The 20525-nt window shown below is 64.5% G+C and carries 18 protein-coding genes, 2 tRNA genes and 1 pseudogene; 14 read left to right on the top strand and 7 right to left on the bottom strand.

Annotation, left to right across the window (positions count from 1 at the left end):
* Positions 1-10 precede the first annotated feature (10 nt).
* Positions 11-1165: a DoxX family protein gene (locus VIQ49_RS05015; RefSeq protein ID WP_331881524.1), complete on the top strand. Its 1155-nt coding sequence runs from the start codon at positions 11-13 to the stop codon at positions 1163-1165.
* A gap of 84 nt (positions 1166-1249) precedes the next feature.
* Here the strand turns inward: VIQ49_RS05015 and ilvD are convergent, their stop codons facing one another.
* Together ilvD and VIQ49_RS05005 are read right to left on the bottom strand one after the other, a co-directional pair.
* Positions 1250-3097 (bottom strand): dihydroxy-acid dehydratase, encoded by a 1848-nt coding sequence (gene ilvD, locus VIQ49_RS05010; RefSeq protein ID WP_331881521.1) that lies wholly within the window; start codon positions 3095-3097, stop codon positions 1250-1252.
* 105 nt (positions 3098-3202) lie between these two features.
* On the bottom strand, positions 3203-3640 hold the full coding sequence (locus tag VIQ49_RS05005) for a PH domain-containing protein (RefSeq protein WP_331881518.1): 438 nt from the start codon (positions 3638-3640) through the stop codon (positions 3203-3205).
* A 327-nt stretch (positions 3641-3967) separates the two neighbouring features.
* On the opposite strand from VIQ49_RS05005, the gene VIQ49_RS05000 reads away from it, so the two are divergent.
* From VIQ49_RS05000 to ilvC, 3 genes are all read left to right on the top strand, one after another.
* Positions 3968-5914, top strand: coding sequence for an acetolactate synthase large subunit (locus tag VIQ49_RS05000; RefSeq protein WP_331881515.1), 1947 nt, complete (start codon positions 3968-3970; stop codon positions 5912-5914).
* Entirely contained in the window at positions 5911-6414 is a 504-nt protein-coding gene (gene ilvN, locus VIQ49_RS04995) for an acetolactate synthase small subunit (protein WP_331881513.1), read from the top strand. The genes VIQ49_RS05000 and ilvN overlap by 4 nt, the downstream gene beginning before the upstream one ends.
* Positions 6415-6515: 101 nt before the next feature.
* On the top strand, positions 6516-7517 hold the full coding sequence (gene ilvC, locus VIQ49_RS04990) for a ketol-acid reductoisomerase (protein ID WP_331881565.1): 1002 nt from the start codon (positions 6516-6518) through the stop codon (positions 7515-7517).
* Positions 7518-7579: 62 nt separating this feature from the next.
* Here the strand turns inward: ilvC and VIQ49_RS04985 are convergent, their stop codons facing one another.
* On the bottom strand, positions 7580-8272 hold the full coding sequence (locus VIQ49_RS04985) for a serine protease (protein ID WP_331881511.1): 693 nt from the start codon (positions 8270-8272) through the stop codon (positions 7580-7582).
* An 85-nt stretch (positions 8273-8357) separates the two neighbouring features.
* Positions 8358-9020, bottom strand: coding sequence for a serine protease (locus tag VIQ49_RS04980; RefSeq protein WP_331881508.1), 663 nt, complete (start codon positions 9018-9020; stop codon positions 8358-8360).
* A gap of 269 nt (positions 9021-9289) precedes the next feature.
* On the opposite strand from VIQ49_RS04980, the gene serA reads away from it, so the two are divergent.
* Complete coding sequence (serA, locus tag VIQ49_RS04975; RefSeq protein WP_331881506.1) at positions 9290-10885, top strand: phosphoglycerate dehydrogenase; 1596 nt, start codon at positions 9290-9292, stop codon at positions 10883-10885.
* Complete coding sequence (locus tag VIQ49_RS04970) at positions 10882-11895, top strand: 3-isopropylmalate dehydrogenase (protein WP_331881504.1); 1014 nt, start codon at positions 10882-10884, stop codon at positions 11893-11895. The genes serA and VIQ49_RS04970 overlap by 4 nt, the downstream gene beginning before the upstream one ends.
* A 107-nt stretch (positions 11896-12002) precedes the next feature.
* On the opposite strand, the gene VIQ49_RS04965 is transcribed toward VIQ49_RS04970, so the two are convergent.
* Positions 12003-13205, bottom strand: a complete 1203-nt coding sequence (locus VIQ49_RS04965) for an MFS transporter (protein ID WP_331881501.1) — start codon at positions 13203-13205, stop codon at positions 12003-12005.
* Positions 13206-13349: 144 nt separating this feature from the next.
* Between VIQ49_RS04965 and VIQ49_RS04960 the strand changes: the two genes are divergently transcribed.
* From VIQ49_RS04960 to VIQ49_RS04935, 7 genes and pseudogenes are all read left to right on the top strand, one after another.
* A complete protein-coding gene (locus VIQ49_RS04960) occupies positions 13350-14159 on the top strand; it encodes a fumarylacetoacetate hydrolase family protein (protein ID WP_331881499.1) in 810 nt (269 codons plus the stop codon).
* Positions 14160-14161: 2 nt separating this feature from the next.
* The gene (locus tag VIQ49_RS04955) at positions 14162-14989 is read left to right on the top strand and encodes an alpha/beta hydrolase (RefSeq protein WP_331881497.1); all 828 of its coding nucleotides are present in this window, start codon (positions 14162-14164) and stop codon (positions 14987-14989) included.
* Positions 14990-15037: 48 nt separating this feature from the next.
* Positions 15038-16510 (top strand): glutamate--tRNA ligase, encoded by a 1473-nt coding sequence (gene gltX, locus VIQ49_RS04950; protein WP_331881495.1) that lies wholly within the window; start codon positions 15038-15040, stop codon positions 16508-16510.
* A 101-nt stretch (positions 16511-16611) separates the two neighbouring features.
* A tRNA-Gln gene (locus VIQ49_RS04945) sits at positions 16612-16683 on the top strand.
* Positions 16684-16712: 29 nt separating this feature from the next.
* Positions 16713-16785: transfer RNA gene (locus VIQ49_RS04940), tRNA-Glu, on the top strand.
* Between the two features lie 142 nt (positions 16786-16927).
* Positions 16928-17032, top strand: a pseudogene (locus VIQ49_RS28880) (DUF2510 domain-containing protein); the annotation flags it as partial.
* A gap of 276 nt (positions 17033-17308) precedes the next feature.
* Positions 17309-17590 (top strand): hypothetical protein, encoded by a 282-nt coding sequence (locus VIQ49_RS04935; protein WP_331881492.1) that lies wholly within the window; start codon positions 17309-17311, stop codon positions 17588-17590.
* A 313-nt stretch (positions 17591-17903) separates the two neighbouring features.
* Here the strand turns inward: VIQ49_RS04935 and VIQ49_RS04930 are convergent, their stop codons facing one another.
* The gene (locus VIQ49_RS04930; RefSeq protein ID WP_331881489.1) at positions 17904-18029 is read right to left on the bottom strand and encodes a hypothetical protein; all 126 of its coding nucleotides are present in this window, start codon (positions 18027-18029) and stop codon (positions 17904-17906) included.
* A 42-nt stretch (positions 18030-18071) separates the two neighbouring features.
* Positions 18072-18878 carry a hypothetical protein gene (locus VIQ49_RS04925; RefSeq protein WP_331881486.1) on the bottom strand — a complete coding sequence of 269 codons (807 nt, stop codon included), beginning with the start codon at positions 18876-18878 and terminating at the stop codon, positions 18072-18074.
* Between the two features lie 225 nt (positions 18879-19103).
* Here VIQ49_RS04925 and VIQ49_RS04920 point away from each other — a divergent pair, with 225 nt between their 5' ends.
* Positions 19104-20168, top strand: coding sequence for a hypothetical protein (locus VIQ49_RS04920; RefSeq protein WP_331881483.1), 1065 nt, complete (start codon positions 19104-19106; stop codon positions 20166-20168).
* Positions 20169-20525: the final 357 nt, after the last annotated feature.

The raw sequence follows: 20525 nt of genomic DNA, 5'->3' as shown, positions 1-20525 counted from the left end.
CCTACTGACTGTGCCCGAACCGGCTGACGCCGAACTGGTGGACCTGCGGGGCGCGGTGAACACGACCGACCGCGACACAACCTCTATGGTCTCTTGTGTGAAGGAACGAGATCCCGACGGCCAAGGGTCGAGCCCATACGACGAGCCCACCGAACAGATCGAGTTGCCTTTGACGCGGGCGCATGACCCGCGCAGGGCACAGGAGGGCGATACCGGCGAGCACGGCTACGCGCCGTACAGAGCTCGCGGCCTCTCGGATGACGGCGGCGGCTTCGCCGACAACGAGGCCGAGCTCGAGGAAACCGAACAGATACCGACCATGCGGAAGCGCCAGTCGCCCGATCCCGTCCCGGCCGAGATGGCCGATCAGGACACCGACGTGGTGACGACGACTCCGGTGACGACGACTCCCGCGGCCGACGCACCGCCGTCGAACTCGACCACGCGAATCCCGGTCGGTGCCGTCGATCGTGACGACTTCCACCGCGAGTACGGCCCGCAGCCGCGCTACGACGACGACGACGATTTCGCGGCGCGAGGTCCCGCCGAACCAGAACCGGTGAACCCCTTGGTGACCGAGGTCCCGGCCCGTCGCGGCACACTCGACCTAGGGCTGCTGCTGCTGCGGCTGGGCGTCGGTCTGATCGCGATGGCGCACGGCAGTCAGAAGCTGTTCGGATGGTGGAACGGTCCGCGCCTGTCCGGCTTCGAGGACTATCTGGTCAACGCATCCGACACCTCGATCGGCTTCAACTCGGACGCCGCCAAACCGCTGGCGGTACTCGGCGCGCTCTCGGAGACCATCGGTGGACTGATGCTGGTGGTCGGTCTGCTGACGCCAGTAGCAGGTTCCGCCGTGCTCGGCGTGATGTTCGTGGCATCGGCCTACAAGGCGACCCTGGCCGGCGGCGTGTGGTTCTTCGCCTCCGACCCGGACTACACGGGCGGTGGCATCGAGTTCGAGCTGTTCCTGGCATTGGCTGCTGCGGTGATCATCCTGACCGGACCGGGCCGCATCTCCCTCGACTTCGGTCGGGGCTGGGCCACCCGCCCCTACATCGGTTCGGTGATCTGGCTGGTGATCGGTATCGCTGTGCCCATCACCATCTGGTTCCTGTTCAACGGGACCAACCCCTTCGAATCACCGGGCAATCCCGCGCCCTGACACGCAAACGCTCCGGATATGCGAAGACGCTCCACATGCATGTGGAGCGTCTTCGCATATCCGGAGCGTTTGTACGAGCGGTCGTCAGTCGACCTTGCGGACCGCGCCCTTGTCGGCCGAGGTGGCGAGTTTGGCGTAGGCGCGCAGCGCGGTGGTGACGCGGCGTTCGCGGATCTCACGCGGCTGCCACGGACGCTCGGAGGCCTCGATCTTCGCGCGGCGGGTGGCGAGGGTCTCGTCGTCGACGAGGACCTCGAGTTTGCGGGTCTTGACGTCGATGAGGATCTGATCACCGTCTTCGACCAGACCGATCACACCACCAGATGCCGCCTCGGGTGAGATGTGCCCGATCGACAGACCCGACGAACCACCGGAGAACCGGCCATCGGTGATCAAGGCGCACTTCTTGCCCATGCCGGTGCCCTTCATGAAGGCCGTCGGATGGAGCATCTCCTGCATTCCGGGGCCACCGGCGGGCCCTTCGTAGCGGACCACCAGAACCTCACCGGCCTGGATGGTCTTGCTGAGGATGGCTTGCACAGCTGCTTCCTGGGACTCGACAACGCGTGCCGGACCCTGGAAGTGCCAGAGATCTTCGTCGATCCCGGCGGTCTTCAGCACGGCGCCGTCCTCGGCGAGGTTGCCCTTGAGAACGCAGAGACCACCCTCGACGGTGTAGGCGTGTGCGAGGTCGCGGATGCAGCCGCCGGCGGCATCGATGTCGAGTGAGCTCCACCGGTTGGACGTCGAGAACGGTGTGGTGGTGCGGACGCCACCGGGGGCGGCGTGGAACAGTTCGAAGGCTTCGTCGATGGCCTTGCCGCCGCGGATGTCCCAGTCGTCGAGGAAGCTGCCGATGGTCGGGGAGTGCACCGTGCTCGCGGTGTCGTCGATGAGTCCGGCGCGACGCAGCTCGCCCAGGATCGCCGCGATTCCGCCGGCCCGGTGCACGTCCTCCATGTGGTAATCGGAGTTGGGCGAGACCTTCGACAGGCAGGGAACCTTGCGGCTGATGTCGTCGATGACACCGAGATCGAAGTCGTCGACCTCACCTTCCTGCGCGGCGGCCAGCACATGCAGCACGGTGTTGGTGGAGCCGCCCATGGCGACGTCGAGGGCCATCGCGTTGCGGAATGCGGTGGGGGTGGCCACATTTCGCGGCAGCACCGACTCGTCTTCCTCGTGGTAGTACCGCTTGGCGGCCTCGACGATGACGGTGCCGGCACGGGTGAACAGCGCGCGCCGGGACTCGTGGGTGGCCAGGGTCGAGCCGTTGCCTGGCAGCGCCAGACCCAGGGCTTCGGTGAGGCAGTTCATCGAGTTGGCGGTGAACATGCCCGAGCAGGATCCGCAGGTCGGGCACGCGGCGAGTTCGACCTCACGCAGTGCGTCCTCGTCGACGGAGTCGTTGGCGGAGGCGGAGATCGAGGTGATCAGATCCGACGACGGGTGAACGGTGTCGCCGACGACCACGGCCTTGCCGGCCTCCATCGGACCGCCGGAGACGAACACGGTCGGGATGTTCAGGCGCATCGCGGCGTTGAGCATCCCCGGAGTGATCTTGTCGCAGTTTGAGATACAGACCAGTGCGTCCGCGGTGTGGGCGTTGACCATGTATTCGACGGAGTCGGCGATGATCTCGCGACTCGGCAGGGAGTAGAGCATGCCGTCGTGACCCATCGCGATCCCGTCGTCGACGGCGATGGTGTGGAACTCGCGGGGGACGCCACCGGCAGCCCGGACGGCGTCGGCGACGATCTCGCCGACATCTTTCAGGTGGACGTGGCCGGGAACGAACTGCGTATACGAATTGGCAATGGCGACAATCGGTTTACCGAAATCGTCATCTGTCATGCCGGTCGCGCGCCAGAGTGAGCGTGCGCCCGAGGCGTTGCGTCCGATGGTGGTGGTTCGTGACCTCAACTGCGGCATGACTATTGGTTCCTCGACTCATCGACCAGCTCCGACCGGGGCTGCGGTACGGAGAGTTGCGCGGCTCACGCTACTCCGCTGCGTGGCGCTGTTTCAAAACGGTGGTCAGGAGGTCTTTTCGTCCGAGTTGCTCGCGGCGGCCGCGTCCTGGGCTGCGTACGGGTCGGGGATCCGTCCGCGGCTTGCCGCCGACAGGCGCGGGAGATCCCGGAAGCTGATCGTGGGAAGCGTCAGTGTCGAGTCGTCCTGCAGGACCGCCCGCACCGCTCCCCAGCGCGGGAACCGGAGTCCGACGATCTGGTCCCAGGTGGCGCTGCGCCGCCCGCGCAAGGTCTGCGTGGTCAGCCCGTCCTCGGTGACGATGGTGCGCAAGCGGTGTACCCACAGGGCGACGACAACCGGGACCGCGAGCGTCCAGCCCAGGTAGGGCAGCGAAACCCCGGCGAGCACGAGTGCGGAAACCGCCATCATGAAGACGGCAAAATAAGAGATGGGGTGGATGCGGAATTCCGCGGGCAACTCGATTGCTACTGGCTCAGACACGCCTATATTCTTCCATCCCGCGGCAGCGGCCTGTGACAGTCCGGTCGTCAGGCGCTCCTGGCCTGCGGATTAGGTGTCTGATCCCATGATGTGGGATCGGCAGGGGACGGGTTTGACTCTGTGAACCCACAGTTCTAGCCTCGTTAACTGTGATGCAAAAACAGATTCTCGTACTCGGCCGGCGCGTCTTCGCCTGACCGGGTACTCGAAGTACTCACAAAGCATCGACGCGCCACCCTCGCACAGCACCGCTGTCGGGGGTTTTTTGTTGTCCACCGACGCCAGCGGCCATCTTCGGGTCGCGCGTCCGAGTAGAGGGAAGGTGCAGTGAGCGCACCAACAGCACGCACCCAGCCGGGGCCAGGCCCCCGCGGAACGGGATCGCGCAATACGGGCATTGGCGCCCAGGCCGTACCGGCGCCGCAGCAGCGACGCACGGTCGCGCCCGAGCGTGTCAGTGGGGCGCAGGCAGTAGTGCGCTCGCTCGAAGAACTCGGCGTCACGTCGGTCTTCGGCATTCCCGGTGGCGCCGTCCTCCCCGTCTATGACCCGCTTTTCGACTCGAAGCAGGTCCGCCACATCCTCGTCCGCCACGAGCAGGGCGCAGGTCACGCCGCCACCGGTTACGCGCAGGCCACCGGCCGCGTCGGTGTCTGCATCGCCACCTCGGGTCCCGGCGCCACCAACCTGGTGACCCCGCTGGCAGACGCACAGATGGATTCGGTTCCGGTGGTTGCGATCACCGGACAGGTCGGCCGCGCGCTGATCGGTACCGACGCCTTCCAGGAAGCCGACATCTCCGGCATCACCATGCCGATCACGAAGCACAACTTCCTGGTCAGCAATGGTGCCGAGATCGCCAAGGTGATGGCCGAGGCCTTTTACATCGCCGAAAGCGGCCGTCCGGGCGCCGTCCTCGTCGACATCCCCAAGGACATCCTGCAGGCCCAGACCACGTTCTCGTGGCCGCCGCAGATCGACCTGCCCGGCTACCGGCCGGTGACCAAGCCCCACGGCAAGCAGGTTCGTGAGGCCGCGCGGATGATCGCAGCGGCCTCGGCGCCGGTGCTGTACGTCGGCGGCGGTGTCATCAAGGCCAACGCATCTGCCGAACTGCTCGAACTCGCAGAACTGACCGGCGTTCCCGTGGTCACCACCCTCATGGCCCGCGGCGCATTCCCAGACAGCCACAAGCAACACCTGGGAATGCCCGGAATGCACGGCACCGTCGCGGCGGTTGCCGGGTTGCAGCGCAGCGATCTGCTGATCACCCTCGGCGCTCGCTTCGATGACCGGGTCACCGGCATGCTCGATTCGTTTGCACCGGACGCCAAGGTGATCCACGCGGACATCGATCCGGCCGAGATCGGCAAGAACCGTCACGCGGACGTTCCCATCGTGGGCGACTGCAAGGCGGTCATCGCCGAACTGATCGAGGCGGTGCGCGACGAGCGTGCCACCACCACCGATGCTCCCGACCTGAGCACCTGGTGGTCGTACCTCGACGGCGTTCGCCGCACGTACCCGCTGAGCTATGACCGCCCCTCTGACGGCGCGATGTCTCCCGAGTTCGTGATCTCGGCGATCGGCAAGACCGCCGGACCCGACGCGATCTACTGCGCCGGAGTCGGTCAGCACCAGATGTGGGCCGCGCAGTTCATCTCGTACGAGAATCCGCGCACCTGGCTGAACTCGGGTGGTCTGGGCACGATGGGCTACGCGGTGCCGGCGGCCATGGGTGCCAAGCAGGGCATGCCCGATTCCGAGGTGTGGGCCATCGACGGCGACGGCTGCTTCCAGATGACCAATCAGGAACTGGCGACGTGTGCCATCGAGGGCATCCCCATCAAAGTGGCCGTGATCAACAACGGCAACCTGGGCATGGTCCGGCAGTGGCAGACACTGTTCTACGACGAGCGGTACTCCAACACCAATCTGTCGACGCACAACGCCGACCCGTCGCAGCGCATCCCGGACTTCGTCAAACTGGCGGACGCCCTCGGTTGTGTCGGACTCCGGTGTGAGCGCGAGGAGGATGTCGACGCCGTGCTGGCGGAGGCCCGCGCGATCAACGACCGTCCGGTTGTCATCGACTTCATCGTCGGCGCGGACGCGCAGGTGTGGCCGATGGTCGCTGCCGGCACCGGCAACGACCAGATCATGGCGGCCCGGGGCATTCGTCCACTGTTCGACGACGACGAGGCCGCGTCCACCCATCCCGATGAGATCCATCAGGCGATGACCCGCAGCGTCGAGAAGGGCGAGCAGAAGTGACCACCCACCACACACTCAGTGTGCTTGTCGAAGACCGTCCCGGCGTTCTCGCCCGGGTGGCCTCGCTGTTCTCCCGTCGTGGATTCAATATCGAGTCGCTGGCCGTCGGTGCCACTGAACTCAAGGGCATCTCGCGGATGACCATCATGGTTTCCGTGGAGGACTTCCCCCTCGAACAGGTGACGAAGCAGCTCAACAAGCTGATCAACGTCATCAAGATCGTGGAGCAGGACCCCGAGACCTCGGTGGCCCGCGAGCTCCTGATGGTCAAGGTGCGCGCCGACGCATCCGCGCGCGGAGAGGTCATCGAAGTGGTGAACCTGTTCCGCGCCAAGGTCATCGACGTCTCACCCGACTCGATCACCGTGGAGGCGACGGGTACGCAGGACAAGCTCGACGCGCTGCTCAAGATGCTCGATCCGTACGGCATCAGGGAGATCGCCCAATCCGGCATCGTCGCCCTGGGCCGTGGCCCCAAGAGCATGTCCGCGGCTCGCTGACACAATCGGCTCGCTGACACAATCAAGGCAAAACAGAACTGATCCCTGGCCAAATAGGGCCGGGAGATTCACCAAAGAAGGGAAGTCAAGTGGCAGTCGAGATGTTCTACGACGACGATGCCGACCTGTCGATCATCCAGGGCCGCAAGGTTGCGGTCATCGGATACGGCAGCCAGGGTCACGCGCACTCGCTGAGCCTGCGCGACTCGGGCGTCGAGGTCCGCATCGGCCTCAAAGAAGGCTCGAAGTCTCGCGCCAAGGCTGAGGAAGCCGGCCTCGCCGTCGGTACGCCGGCCGAGGTTTCGGAATGGGCTGACGTCATCATGGTGCTCGCACCGGATACCGCTCAGGCAAGCATCTTCACCAATGACATCGAGCCGGGCCTCAAGGACGGCGACGCGCTGTTCTTCGGCCACGGCCTGAACATTGACTTCGACCTGATCAAGGCACCGGAGTTCGTCACCGTCGGCATGGTTGCCCCGAAGGGCCCCGGCCACCTCGTGCGTCGTCAGTTCGTCGACGGCAAGGGTGTCCCCGCGCTCATCGCGATCGATCAGGACCCCAAGGGCGAGGGACAGGCTCTGGCCCTGTCGTACGCCAAGGGCATCGGCGGCACCCGCGCGGGCGTCATCAAGACCACGTTCAAAGAAGAGACCGAGACCGACCTCTTCGGTGAGCAGGCCGTGCTCTGCGGCGGCACCGAAGAGCTCGTCAAGATCGGCTTCGAGGTCATGGTCGAGGCCGGTTACGCACCGGAGATGGCGTACTTCGAGGTACTGCACGAGCTCAAGCTCATCGTCGACCTCATGTACGAGGGTGGCATCGCCCGCATGAACTACTCGGTGTCCGACACCGCGGAGTTCGGTGGCTACATCTCGGGCCCGCGGGTCATCGACGACGGCACCAAGGAACGCATGCGCGGCATCCTCAAGGACATCCAGGACGGCACTTTCGTCAAGCGCCTGGTTGCCAACGTCGAGGGAGGCAACAAGGAGCTCGAGGGCCTGCGCAAGCAGAACGCCGAGCACCCGATCGAGGTCACCGGCCAGAAGCTGCGCGACCTGATGAGCTGGGTTGATCGCCCCATCACCGAAACCGCCTGATACTCAAGCGAGTTCATGAAAGGCCCCGGACCACTGGTTCGGGGCCTTTTTGCGGTCGGAGGTCAGACCAGGCGATAGCCGGTGACGCCCCGGTGCTGGAGATCGCGCATCACCGGACCGATGTTGGTGCCCTTCTCCGGGCCCAGACACGCGACTTCGAAGTAGGCGTTGACCATGCCGATGAGGCGATCGCCGATCACCACCGGGCTGCCGGAATCACCTTCGATGACGCACATCTGGGTGATGTGCACCTCATGGCCCGAGATCCAGACGATCCCGCACGTGTGGCCGGAGGTCCGGCCGTCCTTGCAAGCGATGTCGGGAAACTGCGGGGGAGTGACCTGCACGGATCGGATCGTGACCGCGCCGACCGTACGCAGCGGGCGCACCGCGGAAGGGTCGAACCGGATCAGTGCGTAGTCGAGGTCGGCGTTGACCTGTTCGATGACACCCACCGATCCGCGAAGCGGCCACAGTTCCGACAGCACCCTCGCCCCGGCGTCGCCGCAGTGGCCGGCAGTGAGGCCGATGAGTCCACCGCGCTGGTCGAAACCGATGGTGGTGAGGGTGCAGATCGCGGCGGAACCGTCGGTCTGCAGGATCGCGATGCCGGAGCCGCCGCCCAGCGGGGCCTTGCCGGGAGCCGCAGACGCCGGAGATGTGACGGCGGTGAGCATCAGCATCCCGACCGCAGCCACGATCACCAGGATCCTGCCGACGGTGCAGCGGTGCAGGCGGATACGTGATCGGTTCACTCACAGCTCGATTCTCGGCACCCCGACGCGACAGGTGTTTCGACCGTAGCCGAGGTCGGCGCGCTGCGCGTGCGGTACGAGCGGGTCAGTGCACTGTGAATCCGACAACCCCGCGGCGGGGTAGGTCGTCGAGGATCGGCTTGATGTTGGTGCCGGTCTCGGGGCCGATGCATCCGACGTAGTAATAGGCGTTGACCATGCCGATGAGGCGATCGCCGATGACGACGGGGCTGCCGGAGTCGCCTTCGAGGACACAGATCTGGCTGATGTGTGCGATGCCGTCCGCGAACCAGGTGACACCGCAGGTGTTGCCGGTGGTGCGACCCTCTTTGCAGGCGATGTCGGGGAATGCGGGGGGAGTGGTCTGCACGCTCCGGATGGTCACGTTGCCGACCCTGCGGGTGGCGGCGACCTTCGACGCGTCGAACTCGATGATCGCGTAGTCGAGTTTGTGGTTGGAGAACGTGATCCGGCCCAGGACACCGCGATTCTGATACTGCTCGGACGCGACCCGCTGCCCGCCTTCACCGCAGTGGCCGGCCGTCAATCCGTAAAGGGTGCCGGTGTTGTCGGTGCCGATGGTGGTCAGCGTGCACGCCGCCGCACTGTTGCCGCCCTGGAGGACCAGGATGCCGGAGCCACCGCCCAAGGCCACCTTCGCCGGTGCCGCGACTGCCGCACCGCCGCCGCTCACCAGCAGTGCAACAGATGCCAGCGCCACGCAGGCGACAAGCAATTTCCTCAGCATGAGATCCCCAATCTTCGGCCATGGTGCATCCCGGTATGTCTCCCCCGAAGTCGGAATGCCCTATCTGGAACATAGTCGTAATCGATCTCACAGGCGGCATTTCCCCGACGACAAGACGCGCGGATCCGATTCGCGCAGGTCCGCGCGGGTTCCTCTGATATACCCGGGAACTGATCGCTGGGGGCGGCAACTAAGCTGATCGCTGGAGATGCCCCTTTCGCCGGCTCCCGGTACGCGCCGGGTGCTACCCGACCCCAGGAGAAATCACTGTGAGCCCCACCGGCCGCCCAGTCGTCTTGATCGCCGACAAACTGGCACAGTCCACGGTTGCCGCACTCGGCGAAGATGTCGAGGTGCGCTGGGTCGATGGCCCCGACCGCCCGAAGTTGCTCGAGGCAGTCAAGGATGCCGACGCCATTCTCGTGCGTTCGGCCACCCAGGTCGATGCCGAGGTACTTGCCGCCGGACCGAATCTGAAGATCATCGCCCGCGCCGGCGTCGGACTCGACAACGTCGATGTCCCGGCCGCCACCGAGCGGGGCGTGATGGTCGTCAACGCGCCCACCTCGAACATCCACACCGCCGCCGAGCATGCGGTCAGCCTGCTGCTGTCCGCTGCCCGCCAGATCCCGGCCGCCGACGCCACGTTGCGTGAGCACGAATGGAAGCGTTCGAAGTTCAACGGCGTCGAGATCTTCGGTAAGACCGTCGGTGTGGTCGGACTCGGCCGGATCGGACAGCTGTTCGCGCAGCGTCTGGCCGCCTTCGAGACCCACATCATCGCGTACGACCCCTACGTGTCCCCGGCTCGCGCCGCTCAGCTCGGGATCGAACTGGTGACCCTCGACGAACTGCTCGAGCGCGCCGACATGTTCTCGGTGCACCTGCCCAAGACCCCGGAGACCCTCGGTCTCATCGGTGCCGAGCAGCTGGCCCGCACGAAGAAGGGTGTCATCGTCGTCAACGCCGCCCGCGGTGGTCTGATCGACGAGCAGGCCCTGGCCGATGCGATCAATTCCGGCCACGTCTTCGGCGCCGGACTCGACGTCTACGCCACCGAGCCGTGCACCGACTCGCCGCTGTTCGAGCTCCCGCAGGTTGTCGTGACACCGCACCTGGGTGCCTCGACCTCGGAGGCCCAGGATCGCGCCGGTACCGACGTCGCGAAGAGCGTGCGTCTGGCACTGGCCGGCCACTTCGTCCCCGACGCGGTGAACATCACCGGTGGTGCGGTGGACGACGAGGTCGCGCCGTGGCTCGAACTCGTCCGCAAACTCGGCGTCCTCGTGGGTGCCCTGTCCGGTCAGGTCCCGGCCAACCTCAACGTCGACGTCCGCGGTGAGATCGCCGCCCGCACCGTCGACGTCCTCGGACTGTCCGCGCTGCGTGGTCTGTTCTCCGCGGTCATCGAGGATCCGGTCACCTTCGTGAACGCACCCGCGCTGGCCGCCGAGCGCGGTGTCACCTCCGAGGTGACCACCGCTTCGGAGAGCCCGAACCACCGCAACCTGGTGGACCTGCGTGCGGTCTTCGGCGACGGCACCGTCCTCAATGTCGGTGGCACGCTGTCGGGTCCGGCCGAGGTCGAGAAGATCGTCAACATCAACGGCCGCAACTTCGACCTGCGTGCCGAGGGCCTGAATCTTGTTGTCTCCTACGGAGATCAGCCCGGTTCGCTGGGTAAGATCGGCACCCTGCTCGGCAATGCCGGCATCGACATCCAGGCTGCCGGCCTGTCGCAGGACGCCGAAGGTTCCGGCGCCACGATCCTGCTGCGCGTGAGTCAGTCGATTCCCGAGGCAGTACTGACGGCCATCGGCGAGGCCGTCGACGCCACCCTGATCAAGCAGGTCGATCTGTCATGAAGCTCGCAGTGATTCCCGGAGACGGGATCGGTCCCGAGGTCGTCGGTGAAGCGCTGGCCGTTCTGGAGCAGGTGCTGCCGGGTGTCGAGACCACGCATTTCGATCTCGGAGCCCAGCGGTATCACCGCACCGGTGAACTCCTGACCGACGAGGATCTGGACGCCATCCGCGGCCACGACGCGATCCTGCTCGGTGCGATCGGCGATCCGTCCGTCACCCCGGGCATCCTCGAGCGCGGGTTGCTGCTGAAGATGCGCTTTGCGCTCGATCATCACGTGAACCTGCGCCCGAGCAAGTTGCTCCCGGGTGTCACCTCGCCGCTGGCCGGTAACCCCGAGATCGACTTCGTGGTGGTCCGGGAGGGCACGGAAGGCCCGTACACCGGCAACGGCGGTGCGATCCGCGTCGGAACGCCCAACGAGGTCGCCACCGAGGTCAGCGTCAACACGCGTTTCGGTATCGAACGTGTCGTCCGCGACGCCTTCAAGCGTGCGCAGGCTCGTCGGAAGCACCTGACACTGATCCACAAGACAAACGTCCTCACGTTTGCCGGTTCGATGTGGAAGCGCACCGTCGATGAGGTCGCGGAGGAGTTCCCCGAGGTCACCGTCGACTACAACCACATCGATGCGGCGACCATCTACATGGTGACCAACCCGGGTCGATACGACGTCATCGTCACCGACAATCTGTTCGGCGACATCATCACCGACATCGCCGGTGCGGTCAGCGGCGGCATCGGCCTGGCGGCGTCGGGCAACATCGACGCCACCGGTACCAATCCGTCGATGTTCGAGCCGGTCCACGGAAGTGCACCCGACATCGCCGGCCAGGGGATCGCCGATCCCACGGCTGCGATCCTGTCGGTGGAACTCCTGCTCCGTCATCTGGGCCACGACGCCGAGGCCGACCGGGTCGCGAGGGCGGTTGCCGCCGACCTGGCGAGCCGTGGAGAACTCCCGGTCGACACCAAGGAGATCGGGAACCGGATCCGGGCAGCCCTGGGCTGATCCCGGGCCGGCCCCTCCGACCCCCAAAATTCGCTCCGCCTACCTGCGTGTGCTCCTGTTGCAACAGGAGCACACGCAGGGAAGCGGAGCGAATTTCGTTGGTGTGGCTATGTGGGTGTGGTGACCAAGGCCTTGCGTTGTTCGTCGGGAGGGACCAGGCCGATGGCCGCGGCCGGGGCAGCGGCGGCGATGAGGAAGGCGGCCGGATAGCCGAAGGCTCCGATGGCCATACCGAACAGCGGCGTGGACGCGGCCATCCAGAGATACTGGCCGGTGTTCTGGACGGCCAGGGCGCGGCCACTCCATTCCGGTCCGGAGAACTCGGCGATGGCGGTGAACGCCAATCCGTTGTCGGCCACCGTGATCACGCTTGCGACCACCATGATCACGGCCGAGATGGGACTGCCCAGCCAGTCGGTGAAGGCCAGCAGACCCATCGACGCGGTGGCGCCCATCGAGATCAACCGGATCGGCTTCGTGCGCGAGCCCCAGACATCCGACCAGCGGCCGGCGCCGATACGCCCGGCTGCGCCGATGACCTGGCTGACGGTCACCAGCACTCCCGCCGTGAGCGGGGACCAGTTGTGCTGCACGATCAGCCAGGCGGGTACGAACGTCCAGAGCATGCCCTGCGGAACCGCCAGCAGAATGCTCACACCGTGCACACGTGGCAGGAACTGGCTTCCGCGATAGGGATTCGACGACGTGACAGTGGCGGCGCTCGACGACGTCCTGGGGGGATCGGCCACCACGACCAGGACGACCACGGTGGCGATGGCCGTCACGATCAGCGGGATCGCCAGACCAGCACCGACACCGAACTTCTCGGACAGGACCGGGATGGTCAGGGCGCTCACACCGATGCCCAGCGGCTGGGCCGTCTGCCGGATACCCATTGCGGTGCCGCGCTTCTCGGGTGGGAACCAGCCGACGACGATCCGGCCGCCGGCCCCGTTGGTGGCCGCGGAGGTGACGCCGCCGGCCAGCAGCGCCAGGCCCAGTACCGACGTCGGAGCGTCCCACATATTGGCCAGGCTCGCCAGGGTCATGGCGCCGATGGTGAGTGTCAGCGACAGCAACAGGATTCGCCGTTCGCCGAATCGGTCGAGTGCGATACCCCACGCGTATGTCGACAGCAGCAGGCCGAAGGTCGGTGCGGCGGCCAGGGTTGACGCCTCGGTCAACGACATTCCTTCGGAACGGTGCAGTTCGGGGATGAGGAATGCGACGCCGCTGACCACGCAGGTGGTTGCCATGGCGGACAGCAGGGAGGCCGCGAGCATCGCCCAGCGGCGGGCTTCGGTGGGCATTACCGAACCTCCTCGGTAGGTGTTGCTGCGATATGACATCTCAATATATGAAACGTTGTGCCCAGATAGTAAAACATCAGCTGTGATGCTGCCAAGCGCGACTCCCGACGGTTGGGATAGGCCAGGTGCGATAGTCTGGCGACCATGCGACTAGGTCGAATTGCCAGCCCTGACGGGGTTGCTTTTGTCAGTATCGAGGGCGACGGCGATGCCGCCACGGCACGAGAAATCGCCGAACACCCCTTTGGGACACCCACCTTCACCGGCCGAAGCTGGCCGCTGGCGGACACCAGATTGCTGGCGCCGATCCTGGCCAGCAAGGTCATCTGCATCGGCAAGAATTACATGGCGCACGTCCAAGAGATGGCCGGAGACGAAGCGACGCGGAGCTCGACCAGTGGGGCTGTGGAGGCGCCAGAGAATCCGGTGATCTTCATCAAGCCGAATACCTCGATCATCGGTCCCCAGGCGCCGATCCTGCGTCCGAAATCGTCGAACCGGGTCGACTTCGAGGGTGAACTCGCGATCGTGATCGGGCAGCCCTGTCGCGATGTGAAGGCGGCAAAGGCAAAGGACGTGATCCTCGGTTACACGATCGGCAACGACGTCACCGCCCGCGACCAGCAGAAGGCCGACGGCCAGTGGACCCGGGGCAAGGGCTACGACTCGTTCTGCCCGCTCGGGCCGTGGATCGAAACCGACCTCGATCCTGCCGACCTCGAGATCCGCACCGAGTTGGGCGGCGAGGTCAAGCAACGCAGCCGGACGAGTCTGATGCTGCACGACGTCGGCGAGATCGTGGAATGGATCAGCGCCGTGATGACACTGCTCCCCGGTGACGTGATCCTCACCGGCACACCCGAAGGCATCGGACCGATGGCCGCCGGAGACACCGTGAGTGTCACCATCGAGGGCATCGGTACGTTGACCAACCCGGTCGCCGATCGGGGGTGACGATGCGTCCTTCACCGAAAACAGCTCAGGTCAACGGGATTTCGCTCAGCTACGAGGATTCTGGATCCGGTCCTCTGGTCGTGATGGTGATGGGCAGCGGCAGTCCGGGCCGGGTCTGGAAAGCCCATCAGCAGCCCGCGCTGGTGAAGGCCGGCTATCGCGTGGTCACGTTCGACAATCGCGGAATCGCCCCGTCGAGTGAATGTTCCGAGGGCTTCACGATCGCCGACATGGTCGCCGACACAGCCGCGCTCATCGAGTTCCTCGGCGACGGACCGGCAGTGGTGATCGGAACCTCGCTCGGCGCCAAGGTGACACAGGAACTCGCGTTGGCCCGGCCCGATGTCGTCCGGTGTGCGGTCATGATCGCGACATACGGACGAAGTGGGCCGCTGCAGACGTGGATCTCCGAGGGGGAGCGGCAGATCTACGACCAGAAGATCACGTTGCCGCCGCACTACCACGCGGCAATCACCGCCCACCTCAATCTGTCTCGCCACACCCTCGACGACGACACCTCGGTGCGCGACTGGCTCGACGTCATCGAGTTCTCGGGACAGACGGTGACACCGGGAATGCGCGCGCAGCTCGGTCTGCACGACGGCGAGGCCGATCGTCTGGCCGCATACGCCAGGATCACCAGGCCGTCGCTGGTGATCGGATTCGCCGACGATCGTTCGTTGCCACCGCATCTGGCTCGGGAGGTCGCCGATGCGATCCCCGGTGCGCGGTACGAAGAAGTGGCCAAGGCCGGCCACTACGGCTACCTCGAGCAGCCTGCAGAGGTCAACGCACTGCTGATCGAGTTCCTGACGCAGCAGCGCGCCTGAAGGTGCGGGGGTGGCAGCGGCACTGTTACCCCCGCGTAATCTGGGCCCATGAGTGAATCGCAGGTCCGCGTCCGTTTTTGTCCATCCCCGACCGGTACGCCACATGTCGGGTTGGTGCGTACCGCGTTGTTCAACTACGCCTACGCCCGACACAACGGCGGCGCGTTCGTCTTCCGGATCGAAGACACCGATGCCGCCCGCGATTCCGAGGAGTCGTACGCGGCCATCCTCGACGCGCTGCGATGGCTCGGACTGAACTGGGACGAGGGCCCGGAGGTCGGTGGCCCACACGAGCCGTACCGGCAGTCGCAGCGCAAGCCGCTGCATCTCGACGCGGTCGCCAAACTGCTGGACGCCGGCGAGGCGTACGAGGCCTTCTCGACCGCCGAGGAGGTCGAGGCCCGTCACAAGGCGGCCGGCCGCGACCCCAAACTCGGCTACGACAACTTCGACCGCGACCTGACCGACGAGCAGAAGCAGGCCTTCCGCGACGAGGGTCGGACGGCCGTGATCCGGCTGAAGATGCCCGATCGCGACCTCACGTGGGACGACCTGGTGCGTGGCACCACGACGATTCCGGCCGGGACCACCCCCGACTTCGCACTGACGCGTGGCAACGGAGATCCGTTGTACACCTTGGTGAATCCGGTCGACGATGCGTTGATGGAGATCACACACGTCCTGCGTGGCGAGGACCTGCTGTCGTCGACGCCGCGCCAGATCGCGCTCTACGAAGCGTTGATCCGTGTCGGAATCGCCAGCCAGACACCGAAATTCGGACATCTGCCGTTTGTGATGGGGGAGGGTAACAAGAAGCTCTCGAAGCGTGATCCGCAGTCGAGCCTGTTCCACCACCGCGACCGCGGGTTCATCCCCGAGGGTCTGCTGAACTACTTGGCCCTACTCGGGTGGGGGATCGCCGACGACCACGACATCTTCACGCTCGACGAGATGATCGCGGCATTCGACATCTCGAAGGTGAACTCGAATCCCGCTCGGTTCGATCAGAAGAAAGCGGATTCGATCAACGCCGAGCACCTGCGCCGGCTCACCCCGGAAGACTTCGCCGGACGGCTGCTGGATTATCTCGTGCGCGGCGGCCAGTTGAGCGAACCGATCGACGAAGACCAGTGGACGGTTGTCGCCGACCTGGTCCAGACGCGTATCCAGGTCCTCGGCGACGCGTGGGGCCTGATCGCGTTCCTCTACATCTCCGATGACGATTTCAGCATCGACGAAGCGGCCGCCCGCAAGAATCTCGGAGCCGATGCGGCGCCCGTCCTCGACGCGACGATCGAAGCACTGTCGGCATTGCCTCAGTGGACGACTGAGGCCATCGAAACGGCCCTCAAGGAGGCGTTGGTGGAGCGACTCGAGCTCAAGCCGCGCAAGGCGTTCGGTCCGGTGCGGGTGGCTGTCACCGGGTCACACATCAGCCCGCCGCTCTTCGAGTCGCTGGAGCTCCTCGGCGCCGAGCGGAGCCTGGCCCGGCTGCGCGCCGCGCGTGCAACAATCGCGTAAAAAGGGCTTCTGACCTGGCGATTACAGGTTAGGCCGCAGGGTTTGATAATCTCTTTCACGGCGCTTTTCCAGAAGCCACAAGCGACTGGGAGAGCACCGAATGGGGTATGGTGTAATTGGCAACACAGCGGTGTCTGGTACCGCCATTCTAGGTTCGAGTCCTGGTACCCCAGCGACAACAGAGTAAAACTGTGTCAGTTCTGGCCCCGTCGTCTAGCGGCCTAGGACGCCGCCCTCTCAAGGCGGTAGCGCGGGTTCGAATCCCGTCGGGGCTACAACAAGAAACACCCTCTCACCTGCACTGCAGGGGGAGGGTGTTTTGTTGTGTGGGTGGGGATCTGAGGGCGTGCCCACATCTTGCCCACATGATTTTCTGGCCCCGCGACGAGCTGCGGCAGATCCTCTAGCATTCTGCTGATGTCGGACACACAACCTGGATGGCACCCAGATCCAGAAGGCGCCTCAGATCAGTTGCGGTGGTGGGATGGTCAACAGTGGACGAGTGCTACACGTCCCTCTCAGGTTGCGCCGCCACCGCCCAAGAAGAGCCGCAAGGGTTGGCTCATCGCGACCGGCGCAGTCGTCGTTGCGTTAGCTGGCTACATCACGTTCTCGGCGATCACTGGGTTTGAGCCCGGCGAAGAGGACGAGCCGGCCGCCGCGACCACGACTGCCATAACGCCACGAGTGCTGGCACCTACGACACAGGCACCGCCGCCCGCTGCAAGGTCGACCCAAACGGTGTCGCAATTGCCTTGTGAAGTCCCACCTGAGTTGTACGTCAGCATGATCGAGGCCATGCTGATCGACTCTTCGCTCAGCCTCGCGAACTTGCAGGCCCTATCGGCCCCCGGCGGCCTCGTCTACATCGGCGCCGACATTATGCGCGGGGAGGAGCGAGAGTCGAGTCAGGACACGTGGGTGGTCGAGGATGATGTCGTGTACGCGCTGTCCAGCTCGGCGAACGAGTTCACGGTGTTGCCGGACGGCCGCGATCTCCTGGACGTGAACATCAGCGCAGGGGACGAGTACGGTTCGGCACTGCAGAACTGCGTGGCGAGGGTTCGCCAGGGCGGGTGAGGTAAGGCCTGTCGCACACCTGATCTACGGTCGTCATCCGTTGGGTCTGATCGGGAAGGGTCTTGTTCTGTCGGGCGGTGGTCGTAGTCTGAGTGTGCGGAGGTTGAGTCTCAGAAAGAGGTCTCTTGTTCTCCGATCGCAATCCACCGTCCCGCTGCCCGAACGGTCACCCGCTGGGGCCGCGGCAGTGCCTGGTCGGCTGGGACAACCTTCACGAACCCCCTTGCCGGACATGGACTTGCGTCAAATGCGATGCGGTGATCTACACCCACGCGTCCCGATGGTTCTCGAGGATCAATCCGGACGGCTTCCATCACGTCGCCCGGCCGGACTGAACGTCGTCAGCGTGCTGGGCCCGGAGCTGGTCGATGATCGCGACCTCCCACGGTGCGAGCGGTTCGTTCTCCAGATACTCCACGCCGTCCTCGGTCCACCGCATGGGGGTAAGACGTCAGCGGGAGGCAGGTGGTTCCCTTTGAACTCAGTCTTTATCGGTCTCTGTATCGTCATTTTCGTCGTTCTTCGGGGCCCCGATTGCATTTCGGAGAGATTTCAGCAATTCCTGGACCTCCGTGTCGTCACTGAGGGTTGTTGCCCTGGCGCGGATGGGCTCGCCGACGTGCACGGTGGCGCTCCCGCCCTCGCGGCTAACCCACCCGGTGACTATCTCCGGCGGAGTTGTGCGGTCTGGTAGGCGCCGCTCAATCCGAGACAACCGGGACGCCACATCCTCAAGGACGCGCGTGAGCTGATCGGAATCACCAGATTCGATCTTGGTCGTTATCTCAGAAAGCCTCTGCATGTTCGTAAGCGGGGTCACAAGCAATTCTGGATTGTCTAGTGCGACTTTGGCCGCTTCGAGAAGTTGATCTTGTGCGGCGTACACCGACTTTGGACTTGTAAGGTCGTAAAAGATCGTTCGTTGGTCGGCGACATCGAAGGGAATCGATGTTCCCACGGTTGCGATCAGAACGACTGGTCGTCTGTAACAGTGGGCGATCGCCAACTCGTAGAAAACATTCGGATTGTGATTTGTCAGGTCAACTACGATCAAGTCAGATTCGATAATTCGCCGCACGACGCCTTGACCTATCGAGTCAGGACTTGACTCGAGGTCGGCGCGAAGGACGTGCCAAGTAGGCGGTGCAAGGGCCTTCCGAATGATGTAGTCCAGAGTTGTGAGCGCCTCTCGATGGACGTCGGTCCCGGGTGAACCTATTGGCGAAGCAACGAAAACTTGAGTGGGCCGTGACGCTATTTCTGGCGCAGCCGCGCTGGGGTCTGACATGCGAACATCTTTGCATGTGATTTGTTGTTGTTGTTGCGTACTCAGCTTATGGACGGTGTTGTCGGGGCCCAGAACCCGCGTGCTGGGCGCACAGATCCTGTCGAGGTCTGGACGCAAGTAGGCGGAGGTCGTTCGTTCATACGATTCGCAGGGAGGAGACGCCGCTGAATGGTGGCGCGCGGCTAAGCTTCGAACCCCACTGACCGGAGATCATGGAGTCCAAATATGAGCGCGGAGAGCTACCGAAGACAACTCGACCAGAAGCGCAAGAAGCTGGCTGAGGCCGAAAAGAAGGTGCGCGACTTGCAGAGCAAAGAAGCAACGGCCCGAGCGAAGGCGGCCAAAGCTTGGGAGGGTGCACGCAAGGCAACTTCGGATTCCACGCGAAAGTCGAAGGAGCGCCAGGCGACCGGGTTTGAAAAGGAAGCCGGTAAGACGGCCAGTGACTTGGTCCGGGCGAACTCGTCGGTCACAACGGCAGCCAAGGCGGTGAGCTCCGCGCAGGAACGCCTGGTCCGTGAGGAACGCTCTGAGGCGCGAGCTGCGGAGAGCAAGCGAAAGCGGGAGGAGAAGCGGGCTCAGCAGGAAGCCGTTCGAGATCAACGCAACCTGGATGCCCGCCTGTCGCAGGCTGAGACCGCGATTGAACATGCAATTCGCGACATAAGGCCGCCGCAGCCTGAGAAGCTACGAGTGCTCTGGCTAGGGGCGTCGTCGCTTGGCGACCTCCGAGTTGGACGCGAGTTGAAAATCATCAGGAAGATGGTCCAAGCCGCCGAACATCGCGATGGTGTAGAGATCGATGCTCGGACGGCCGCGACTATTGATGATCTGCTTGATGGTCTTACCGAGTTCCGCCCGCACGTTCTTCACTTCTCCGGGCATAGCGACGACGACCTTATCGAATTTGAACGAGACGAGGACGCGTGTCACGAGGGGGCCGTTGTGAGCGCGACAGCGTTCGCAAACGCTGTTCGTTCAGTCGACCGGCCGCCGAGCCTAGTGCTGCTGAACTCTTGCAACTCGGCAGAGCAAGCCGAGGCACTCGTTGAGGAGGTGATCGCCTTCGCCATCGGCATGACTGACGAAATGCTCGACGCGGATGCTATCGCGTACGCGGGTCGGTTCTACGCGGCAGTCGCAAACGGCCAGTCAGTCGCTGCAGCGCACAGGGTTGCGAAGTCGAAACTCGAGATGGATGAAGACCTGAGTGGCAATGAGCTTCCGGAGCTGTTCGTGGCCGACGGTTTCGATTCCGAGGCCACCAGACTGGTTGTGCCACCCGCGTAGATCGCTGAATATGCCCCGCACCGCGGTAGACTGATCCGCAGTGCCCGAGGCAGTAGCCGAGGGAAGTGAGCCCCGCAGCTCTCCGGACGGAGAGTCGGTGGGGCTTCGCCGCTTTCCGGACGTTATGCCACAGGTGGTAGGAATCTGTCGAGGCGGCAGAGATTGCCGTCTAGGGTAGATCTCGCGGGACAGAAGCTTCTAGTAGAACGGTTCCGGTTCAGCGTTATGGGCGGGGAAGTGCGGTCGTCAACAAATGTCAGCGCTTGCCAATGTCGCCAACGGGTCTAGCGAGAATCAACAGGATTCTGAGACACTGAACCGCATGAGACGCGCCTACCTCCCGACCGGTGCCATCAG

Source organism: Williamsia sp., assembly GCF_036566845.1.
In the GTDB taxonomy this organism is placed as follows: Bacteria; Actinomycetota; Actinomycetes; order Mycobacteriales; family Mycobacteriaceae; genus Williamsia.
Note: the sequence above shows the minus strand (reverse complement) of the source record. Positions and strands in the feature narration are given on the sequence as shown.

Coding starts and splice junctions, on each gene's coding strand:
- ilvD (WP_331881521.1), bottom strand. CDS start 3,097: ATGCCGCAGTTGAGGTCACGAACCACCACCATCGGACGCAACGCCTCG.
- ilvC (WP_331881565.1), top strand. CDS start 6,516: ATGTTCTACGACGACGATGCCGACCTGTCGATCATCCAGGGCCGCAAG.
- VIQ49_RS04980 (WP_331881508.1), bottom strand. CDS start 9,020: ATGCTGAGGAAATTGCTTGTCGCCTGCGTGGCGCTGGCATCTGTTGCA.
- VIQ49_RS04970 (WP_331881504.1), top strand. CDS start 10,882: ATGAAGCTCGCAGTGATTCCCGGAGACGGGATCGGTCCCGAGGTCGTC.
- VIQ49_RS04965 (WP_331881501.1), bottom strand. CDS start 13,205: ATGCCCACCGAAGCCCGCCGCTGGGCGATGCTCGCGGCCTCCCTGCTG.
- VIQ49_RS04960 (WP_331881499.1), top strand. CDS start 13,350: ATGCGACTAGGTCGAATTGCCAGCCCTGACGGGGTTGCTTTTGTCAGT.
- VIQ49_RS04955 (WP_331881497.1), top strand. CDS start 14,162: ATGCGTCCTTCACCGAAAACAGCTCAGGTCAACGGGATTTCGCTCAGC.
- gltX (WP_331881495.1), top strand. CDS start 15,038: ATGAGTGAATCGCAGGTCCGCGTCCGTTTTTGTCCATCCCCGACCGGT.
- VIQ49_RS04935 (WP_331881492.1), top strand. CDS start 17,309: ATGCTGATCGACTCTTCGCTCAGCCTCGCGAACTTGCAGGCCCTATCG.
- VIQ49_RS04930 (WP_331881489.1), bottom strand. CDS start 18,029: ATGCGGTGGACCGAGGACGGCGTGGAGTATCTGGAGAACGAACCGCTC.
- VIQ49_RS04925 (WP_331881486.1), bottom strand. CDS start 18,878: ATGTCAGACCCCAGCGCGGCTGCGCCAGAAATAGCGTCACGGCCCACT.
- VIQ49_RS04920 (WP_331881483.1), top strand. CDS start 19,104: ATGAGCGCGGAGAGCTACCGAAGACAACTCGACCAGAAGCGCAAGAAG.